This window comes from Corynebacterium otitidis ATCC 51513, from assembly GCF_000296405.1.
In the GTDB taxonomy this organism is placed as follows: Bacteria; Actinomycetota; Actinomycetes; order Mycobacteriales; family Mycobacteriaceae; genus Corynebacterium; species Corynebacterium otitidis.
In genome coordinates this window covers 547,621-556,137 of the sequence record NZ_JH815193.1, presented here as the reverse complement: position 1 = coordinate 556,137, position 8,517 = coordinate 547,621, and the positions used below count along the sequence as shown (strand labels likewise).

At 71.7% G+C, this 8,517-nt stretch carries 5 protein-coding genes and 1 pseudogene; 4 read left to right on the top strand and 2 right to left on the bottom strand.

Translation table 11 applies throughout. The annotated features are described in order from the left end of the window. Nucleotides 1-416 (top strand): hypothetical protein (locus tag HMPREF9719_RS05265; protein ID WP_004600943.1); only part of this gene is annotated, 416 nt, incomplete at its 5' end. 506 nt (nt 417-922) lie between these two features. Here the strand turns inward: HMPREF9719_RS05265 and pgi are convergent. After that, a pseudogene (gene pgi / locus HMPREF9719_RS05260) lies at nt 923-2,566 on the bottom strand (glucose-6-phosphate isomerase); the annotation flags it as partial. Between the two features lie 266 nt (nt 2,567-2,832). On the opposite strand from pgi, the gene HMPREF9719_RS05255 reads away from it, so the two are divergent. Beyond that, nucleotides 2,833-4,314 (top strand): NAD-dependent succinate-semialdehyde dehydrogenase, encoded by a 1,482-nt coding sequence (locus HMPREF9719_RS05255; protein WP_004600941.1) that lies wholly within the window; start codon nt 2,833-2,835, stop codon nt 4,312-4,314. A 205-nt stretch (nt 4,315-4,519) separates the two neighbouring features. On the opposite strand, the gene HMPREF9719_RS05250 is transcribed toward HMPREF9719_RS05255, so the two are convergent. Further along, a complete protein-coding gene (locus HMPREF9719_RS05250; protein ID WP_004600940.1) occupies nt 4,520-4,843 on the bottom strand; it encodes a chorismate mutase in 324 nt (107 codons plus the stop codon). Nucleotides 4,844-5,132: 289 nt separating this feature from the next. Between HMPREF9719_RS05250 and HMPREF9719_RS05245 the strand changes: the two genes are divergently transcribed. Beyond that, nucleotides 5,133-6,803 (top strand): purple acid phosphatase family protein, encoded by a 1,671-nt coding sequence (locus HMPREF9719_RS05245; protein ID WP_162857761.1) that lies wholly within the window; start codon nt 5,133-5,135, stop codon nt 6,801-6,803. Nucleotides 6,804-7,011: 208 nt separating this feature from the next. Beyond that, on the top strand, nt 7,012-8,517 hold a 1,506-nt coding region (locus HMPREF9719_RS05240), incomplete at its 3' end, for a purple acid phosphatase family protein (protein ID WP_004600938.1).

The following is an 8,517-nucleotide window of genomic DNA, read 5'->3' as shown; positions in this document are numbered from 1 at the left end:
CCGCGCCGGGCGCCGCCGGCGGCGGGGGAGGCGCCCCCGCCCAGGGCTCGAACCCGCCGGCGGCCCAGCCGCCCGCCGAGGAGGGCCTAAGCGACCTCGACGAGGACTCGGACGAGGACGAGGGCGAGGCCCGCTCCAAGGCCGCGGAGTTGCGCCCCACCCCCTTCGGCGACGAGAAGAAGCAGCCCGTCAAGGAGAACGCGGCGCCAGCCGAGCCGGAGGGCACGCTCGCGACGCTCACCCGGGGCGGGTGGCTCGCCGGGCTGCTCATCGGGCTCGGGGCCTCCGCGCTCGTGGCCGGGGTGTGGTTCTTCGCGCACGCGACGCTCGCGCTGCGCAGGGCCCGCAGCGAGCTCCACACCAACGCCACCCTCGCCGCCGCGAAGCGCGGCAAGGACGCCAAGGACGGCAAGTAGTGCCGGTCCCGGCGCGGGCTTGCCCCGGGCCGGGCGCCCGCCCTTAACCGGGAACGGGCAAGAAGATCGGCCCCGCAGGCGAACACCTCGCCCGCGGGGCCGATTTTTGCGTCTAGCTTTTCTGGTTACTTTTCCTTCTTGTCCTGCTCCTCGGGCTTGTCGTCCTGCTGCTGCGCCGGATCGTCCTCGGAGCCTTCCCGCTCGCCCTCGGGTTCCTCGCCGTTCTGCTCGGCGCTGTCGTCGCCCGCTGCGTCGTCGTCCTGCGTCTCAGCCTCGCCGTCCCGCGTGTCGGTCTCGTCCCCCTGCGGCTCGGCATCGTCCTCGGGGCGCTCGTCCTGGTCGCCGTCGCGTTTCGCCTCGTCGTCCTTCGGCGCGTCCTGCTCGGCCTGCTCCTCCTGTGGCTCCGCAGGGGCGGTCTCGGGCTCGGCGTCGTCGGCGTCCTGCTCCGCCGGGTGGTCCTGGGTCTTCTCGGGCTGGTCCTGCGGTGCGGCCAGCTCCTCGTGGGTGCGGCGGGCGCGGTAGTGGGCGATGAGCGCGTCGGTGCTGGCGTCGCCGCTGTCGGGCTCCTCCTCGCCGGCGACCGCGGCGGCGAGGTCGTTGGCCTGCTTCTTGCCGAGCTCCACGCCCCACTGGTCGAAGGAGTTGATCCGAAGGAGTGTGCCCTGGGTGAAGACGGCGTGCTCGTAGAGCGCGACGAGCTCGCCGAGCACCCGCGGGGTGAGCCGGTCGGCGAGGATCGTGGTGCTCGGCCGGTTGCCGGGCATCGTCTTGTGGGCGACGAGGTCCTCGGGCACGCCCTCGGCGGCGAGCTCCTCGGGGGTCTTGCCGAAGGCTAAGACCTTCGTCTGCGCGAAGAGGTTGGCGTTGAGCAGGTCGTGCATGGAGCCGGTGCCGTCGGCGGCGGGCCGGTCGACCCGGGGGTTGATAAACCCGATGAAGTCCGCGGGGATGAGGTGGCTGCCCTGGTGGAGGAGCTGGTAGAAGGCGTGCTGGCCGTTGGTGCCGGACGCGCCCCAGTAGATCTCCCCGGTGGTGCCGGCGGGCTTGCCCTCGAAGGTCACGGACTTGCCGTTGGACTCCATGGTGAGCTGCTGGAGGTAGGCGGGCAGGTACTCGAGGTCCTGCGAGTAGGGCAGAACGGCGTGGCTCTGCGCGCCGAGCACGCTCGTGTACCAGGTGCCTAAAAGCCCCAGCAGCACGGGCAGGTTGCGCTCGACGGGGGTGGTGGCGACGTGCTCGTCGATGGCGCGGAAGCCGGCGAGCAGCTCGCGGAAGTTCTCCGGGCCGATGAGCAGGAGGAGCGAGAGCCCGATCGCGGAGTCGAGGGAGTAGCGCCCGCCGACCCAGTCCCAGAACCCGAAGACCGTCTCGTCAGCCACGCCGAACTCGGCGGTGGCCTCAAGGTTCGTGGAGACCGCCGCGAGGTGGTGCTTGAGGGCGTCCTCGTTCCCGTCGAACGCGTCGAGCAGCCAGCGGCGCGCGACGTTGGCGTTGGCGAGCGTCTCCTGGGTGGTGAACGTCTTCGAGGAGACGATGACCAGGGTGGTCTCCGGGTCGAGGTGGCCCAGCGCGTCGGCGATGTCGGTGGGGTCCACGTTGGAGACGAAGCTTGCCGAGAGCCTCTCGTGGGTGTAGCCGGAAAGGGCGCGCGCCGCCATCTTGGGGCCGAGGTCGGAGCCGCCGATACCGATGTTGACGACGTGGTCGATGGGCTTGCCCGTCGAGCCGGTCCACTCGCCGGAGCGCACCCTGGTGGCGAAGGCCTCCATCCGGGCTAGCTCTCGGTGGACGTCGGCGACGACGTCCTGGCCGTCGACCTTGAGCGTCGCGCCCTTCGGGGCGCGCAGCGCGACGTGGAGCACGGCGCGGTCCTCGGTGGTGTTGATGTGCCGGCCCGAGGCCATCGCCTCGAAGCGCTCGGGCACCTTCGCGGCCTTGGCGAGCCGAACCAGCGCATCAACGGTGCCCGCGTCGATGAGGTTCTTCGACAGGTCGGCGCGCAGGTCGCCCGCGGTGACGGTCAGGCGCTCGGCGCGGTCGGGCTCGGTAGCGAAGAGCTCCCGCAGGCTCGTGCGGGAGATCTCCCCCACCCGGGCGCGGAGCGCCTCCCAGGCGGCCGCGAACTCGTCCTCGGGGTGGGGTTGTGACATGGGGGCTGTGCTCCTTCAAACAACGACGGTGGGCTGCGGTGGTCGGGCCGGCGGTCGTATGGGCGGGCCGGGGTTCTCATTCCCGGGCGGGCGCGTACGCCGCCGCGCCCGGCGGCCACGCCGGCCGGCCGGGCGATCGGCCCCAAGGATACTGACGGCGCGGCCCGCCCGGCCGGCGCCGGGGCGGGGCCGGGGGCCGTGACCTCGGTGAAACCGATCGCCACAAACCGTGGCGAGGGGAAAGAAAACCGGGCATAGTGGCGCACATGAGCACAACTGAGTTACCCAAGCAGCTTCAGGACATCGTCGACGACGCCCCCAAGGGTCTGTTCATCGACAACGACTTCCTCGACGCCGAGGGCGGGGAGACCTTCACCGTCTACAACCCCTCGACCGGCGCGGCGCTCGCCGAGGTGGCGTCCGCGTCCGCGGCCGACGCCCGCCGGGCGCTCGACTCCGTCGTCGCGGCGCAGGACGAGTGGCGCCACACCACCGCGCGCGAGCGCTCCGAGATCCTCTATCGCGTCTACGAGATCCTCGAGGACAACGCCGAGGAGCTCGCCTACCTGCAGTCCCTCGAGCTGGGCCGCGCGCTGCACGACTCGATCGGCGAGTCGCACAACGCCGCCGAGTTCTTCCGCTGGTTCGCCGAGGAGGCCGTGCGCGTGCGCGGCGACTACCGCCACGCCCCGAACGGCAGCGCGCGCGTCATCGTGCGCCAGGAGCCCGTCGGCCCGAGCCTCGCGATCACGCCGTGGAACTTCCCGCTCGCGATGGGCGCGCGCAAGCTCGCGCCGGCGATCGCCGCGGGCTGCACGATGCTGCTCAAGCCCGCATCCAAGACGCCGCTCACGGCGCTCTACCTCGCCCGCGTGCTGCGCGAGGCCGGCGTGCCCAAGGGCGCGGTCGCCGTCGTGCCGACGAAGAACGCGAACAACGTCTCCGACCTGCTCGCCGACGACAGGATCCGGAAGTTCACGTTCACCGGCTCCACCGAGGTGGGCCAGAAGCTCTCCGCGAAGGCCGCGGAGAAGTCGATGCGCATCTCCATGGAGCTCGGCGGCAACGCGCCCTACGTCGTGCTTAAGGACGCGGACCTCGACGTCGCGGTCGACGCGATCGCCACGGCGAAGATGCGCGGCGCGGGCCAGGTGTGCATCGCCGCGAACCGCTTCCTCGTGCACTCCTCGCTCAAGGACGAGTTCCTAAGCCGCGTGACGGAGAAGCTCCGCGGCTACGCGCTGGGGCCCGGCTACGAGAAGGACTCCGACTACGGCCCGGTCTCCGGGACCGACCAGGTCGAGAAGATCTCCTCGCTCGTCGACGAGGCGGTCGAGGCGGGCGCGAAGCGCCACCTCGGCGGGGAGCTGCCCGAGGGCCTTCCCGGGGAGGGCTACTACTACCCGGCGACGGTTCTTAGCGACATCCCGGAGGACGCGGCGATCCGCACGACCGAGATCTTCGGGCCGGTCGTCGCGCTCGAGACGTTCGACGACGACGAGGAGGCCATCCGCAAGGCGAACGACACCCCGTTCGGCCTGGCGTCCTACCTCTTCAGCACCGACCTCACCCACGCGCTCGATGTCGCGGAGCGCCTGGAGAGCGGCATGGTCGCGGTGAACAAGGGCGCGCTGTCGGACCCGGCGGCGCCGTTCGGCGGGATCAAGCAGTCCGGCATCGGCCGCGAGGGCGGCTTCGAGGGCATCCACGAGTTTCTCGAGCCCAAGCTCATCTCCCTGCCGCTGTAGCCACCCGCCGCGCCGGCCCAGCCGAGGCCGGCCGCCGACGGTCGAGAACAACGGGCCCCGCCCGGTGCGCGCCGCGCGCCCCGGGCGGGGCCCGTCTCTTTATATTCCGCGCCGCGGCCGCCTCCAGCGCCGTTCTTTCGCGTTCGCGCCGCAGGCCCCGCCCGCGGCTCGGCGCCGTGCGGCGGCGGGGGAGCGGGGCCCGGACCTAGCCGAGCCGCCCGCGGCCCAGGCGAAGGAGGATCCCGGCGAGCGCCGGGCCCTCCTCGCCGAGCTCCTCGCGGAAGTGGTTGATGATCGCGACCTCGCGCGAGTTGACCAGCCGCGTGCCGCCCGAGCGCAGCCGCGTGCGCCCGATCTCCTGGGAGATCGCCGAGCGCCGCTTGATGGCCTCGATGATCGTCCGGTCGAGCTCGTTGATCTCCTCGCGGGCGCGCTGGATCTCCTGGTCGGAGAGCGGGTCGTCGGTGCCCGAGACCGAGCGCCCCGACCACCGCTCCCGGTCGTGTCCCTCGTGTGCCATGCCACCCATAGTGCCACGCCGGCCCCGCCGGCCCGCGGCGAACGCGGGCCTCACGCGGCCGGGCGCCGGGGCCGCACGGCTGAAGGTGAACGACAGGTTAAGGATCCGGGGATGCGGACCCCGCGGCGGCGCGCCCGCCGCGCCGGGCCCGGCGGCCCGGGCAGCGCCCGGCGGCCGGGACCTGCAGGTTCCATGCGACTAAGCAAATGTCACAAAATGGTCACAGAGGCGACCAAGACGGTTCACAGGCGGTGTTTATCCTGCAGTGAGAACGGAAGAAACCGTCCATCATCCCGCCGTGAAAAGGAAGAGCGCAGCAATGCACGTGTCGAAGAACCTCCGCCTCGGCCGCCGGGCCGCGGCCGTCGCCCTCGCCGCCGCCGTGACCGGCGCGACCCTCCCGGGCGCCCTCGCCCAGGACGTCGCCGGCCAGTTCGCCGGCGACGAGCGCCTCGCGAACGCGGACGTCGAGAACCTCGTCCTCAACATCGGCTCCGACGAGACCCAGCGCAACCTCGCCTGGTACTCGGAGAACCCCGACGAGCAGGCCGTCCAGCTCGTCGAGGCCGGCCAGGAGTTCGGCGAGGCGGCCGTCACCGTCCCCGCCGAGGTCCAGGGCGAGACCACCTCGGGCGAGTACAACCACTTCGCGACCCTCACCGGGCTCAAGCCGAACACCGCCTACAACTACCGCGTCGGCAGCGAGGAGTCCGGCTGGACCGAGCCCATCCCGTTCCACACCGGCGCCGGCGCCGGGGACTTCTCCTTCCTCGTGTTCGGCGACCCGCAGGTCGGCGCGTCGGGCAACCTCCCGGCCGACGAGGCGGGCTGGGTCGACACCGTCGACGTCGCGACGAAGACCCACCCGGAGAGCGAGTTCCTCTTCTCCGTGGGCGACCAGGTCGAGCACGCCGACAACGAGGAGGAGTACGACTCCTTCTTCGCGCCGGACCAGATCCGCGAGCAGCCGCTGGTCACCGTCAACGGCAACCACGACGTCGGCTCGAAGGCCTACGAGCAGCACTACAACGTGCCCAACCTCGACAAGACCGCCGGCGCCGCCGCCACCGAGACCTCCTCGGGCGGCGACTACTGGTTCATCTACAACGACGTGCTCTTCGTCGTCATCAACTCCAACAACAACGACATCGCCGCCCACGAGCAGTTCATCCGCGACGTCGTCGCGGAGCACGGCGACGAGGCGAAGTGGAAGGTCATGTCCTTCCACCACTCGATCTTCTCCGTCGCGGACCACGTCGACGACGACGAGATCAAGCTCATGCGCTCGACCTTCCCGCAGGTGTTCTCCGAGCTGGGCTTCGACGTCGTGCTCCAGGGCCACGACCACAGCTACACCCGCTCCTACGTCCTCGACGGGGAGGGCAAGCCCGCCCGCGAGGACGAGGTCGCCGCGCAGGACGAGGTCGTCGCCGCCGACGACGAGGTCCTCTACCTCACCGCGAACTCCGCCTCGGGCTCGAAGTACTACGACATCGAGGCCCCGGACGCCGAGTACGCGTCGGTCATCAACCAGGAGAAGGTCCGCAACTACACCAAGGTCGACGTCACCGACGACGAGCTGACGTTCGCGACCTACCGCTCCGAGGAGAACGCCGACGGCGAGCAGGTCAACAGCGTCGTCGACCAGGTCGTCCTGAGCCGCGACGCCGCCGAGGACCCCGAGCCGCCCGCCCCGCAGCCCGAGGGGCCGACCGAGGACGGCGAGGCGCCGATCGAGGACACCGAGAGCCCCGAGGGCGAGGAGCAGGCCCAGCCCGAGGGCGAGTCCGACGAGCAGGCCCCGGCCGGCGAGACCACCAGCCCCGCCCCGCAGGGCCAGTCGGCCTCGAAGTCCGGCTCGCCGCTGGCCAACACCGGCGTCCAGGTCGCCGGCGTCGCGGCGCTCGCCGCGGTGCTCGTCGCCGGCGGCGCCGGCGCGCTGGCGCTGGCCCGCCGCCGCAACTCCTAGCCTGCCAGCCCGCCCCGGGGCCTACGCCGGCCCCGGGAGCCGGGCGGTAAGCGTTTACATCCCGCGCCCGGCGGTCACCGACCCCTCGGCCGGCGGCGCGCCGGGCGCGCGCCGCGCGGGCTCAGACGGCCCCGCGGCAACCCCCACCCCTTGGCCCCGGCGCCGCGACCCGGTAGCCGATCCCCTCTTGTATGAAGGAGCCCCACTCATGGCCACCCCCACCCGGCGTCGCGCGCTGCCCAGGCTCGCGGCGCTCGCCGCGGCGACGGTCGTCGCCGCCGGCGCCCTGTCCGTCGCGCCCGCCACCGCGGCCGCGGCGACCGACCGCCCCGGCGAGGGGATCTACGCCGGCACGGACGTCTCCGACCTCGTGCTCACCATCGGCGCGGACTCCACCTCCCGCAACCTCGCCTGGTACTCGTCCCGCAACGACGTGCACTTCGTGCAGGTCGTCAAGGAGGGCGAGGAGTTCACCAACGACACGCCCGCGATTGAGGCCTGGCGCCCGGGTAAGACCACCTCGCTCGAGTACAACCAGTTCGCGACGCTTTCCGGCCTCGAGCCGAACACCACCTACAGCTACCGGGTGGGCAGCGCGAAGACCGGCTGGACGCAGCCGCTGAGCTTCACCACCGGCGCTGGCACGGGGGACTTCGAGTTCCTGCTCTTCGGCGACCCGCAGGTCGGCGCGTCGGGGAACCTCGCCGCCGACGAGGCGGGCTGGGTCGACACCGTGGACCTCGCGACCCAGTCCCACCCGGGAGCGGAGATGCTCTTCTCGGTGGGCGACCAGGTCGAGGTGTCGTTCAACGAGCGCCACTACGACGCGTTCCTCGCGCCCCGCCAGCTCCGCGAGATGCCGCTCGCGACGGTCAACGGGAACCACGACGTGGGCTCGAAGGCCTACGAGCAGCACTTCAACCTGCCCAACGTCAACAAGGCGGCGGGGCGCGCGGCGCTGCCGACGTCGTCGGGCGGGGACTACTGGTTCATCTACAACGACGTGCTCTTCGTCGTGCTCAACTCGAACAACCCGGACGTCAACGCCCACGAGCAGTTCGTCCGCGACGTCGTCGCCGCCCACGGCGACGAGGCGACGTGGAAGGTCATGTCCTTCCACCACTCGATCTTCTCCGTTGCGGGGCACTACAAGGACCTGGACGTGCGGCGGATGCGGGAGTCCTTCCCGCCGCTGATCTCCGAGCTGGGCTTCGACGTCGTGCTCCAGGGCCACGACCACAGCTACACGCGCTCCTACCTGCTCGACGAGAACGGCCGCCCCGCGCAGGAGCTCGAGGAGTCCGGCCAGGACCTCGTCGAGGCGAACGACGGCGAGGTCCTCTACCTCACCGCGAACTCCGCGTCGGGCTCGAAGTTCTACGACGTCAAGGCCCCGGACGCGGAGTACGCGTCGGTCATCAACCAGGAGAACATCCGCAACTACACGAAGGTCGACGTCACCGCCGACACCCTGACCTTCGACACCTACCGCTCGGAGCCCTCCGGCGGCGGGGAGACCAACAGCCTCGTCGACTCGGTGGTGCTCACCCGCGCCGCCGAGGAGCCCGACCCCGTGCCGCCGGCGCCCGAGCCGGACCCCGAGCCGCCGGCCCCCGAGCCCGATCCGCAGCCGGAGCCGCCGGTCCCCGACCCCAACCCGAACGAGCCGGGCGACAAGGGCCCGGGCGCGGGCGAGACCGGCCCCGGCGAGCAG

What these genes read in the sequence shown, in the direction of transcription:
- HMPREF9719_RS05255 (WP_004600941.1), top strand. Translation starts at nt 2,833, where the DNA reads ATGAGCACAACTGAGTTACCCAAGCAGCTTCAGGACATCGTCGACGAC.
- HMPREF9719_RS05250 (WP_004600940.1), bottom strand. Translation starts at nt 4,843, where the DNA reads ATGGGTGGCATGGCACACGAGGGACACGACCGGGAGCGGTGGTCGGGG.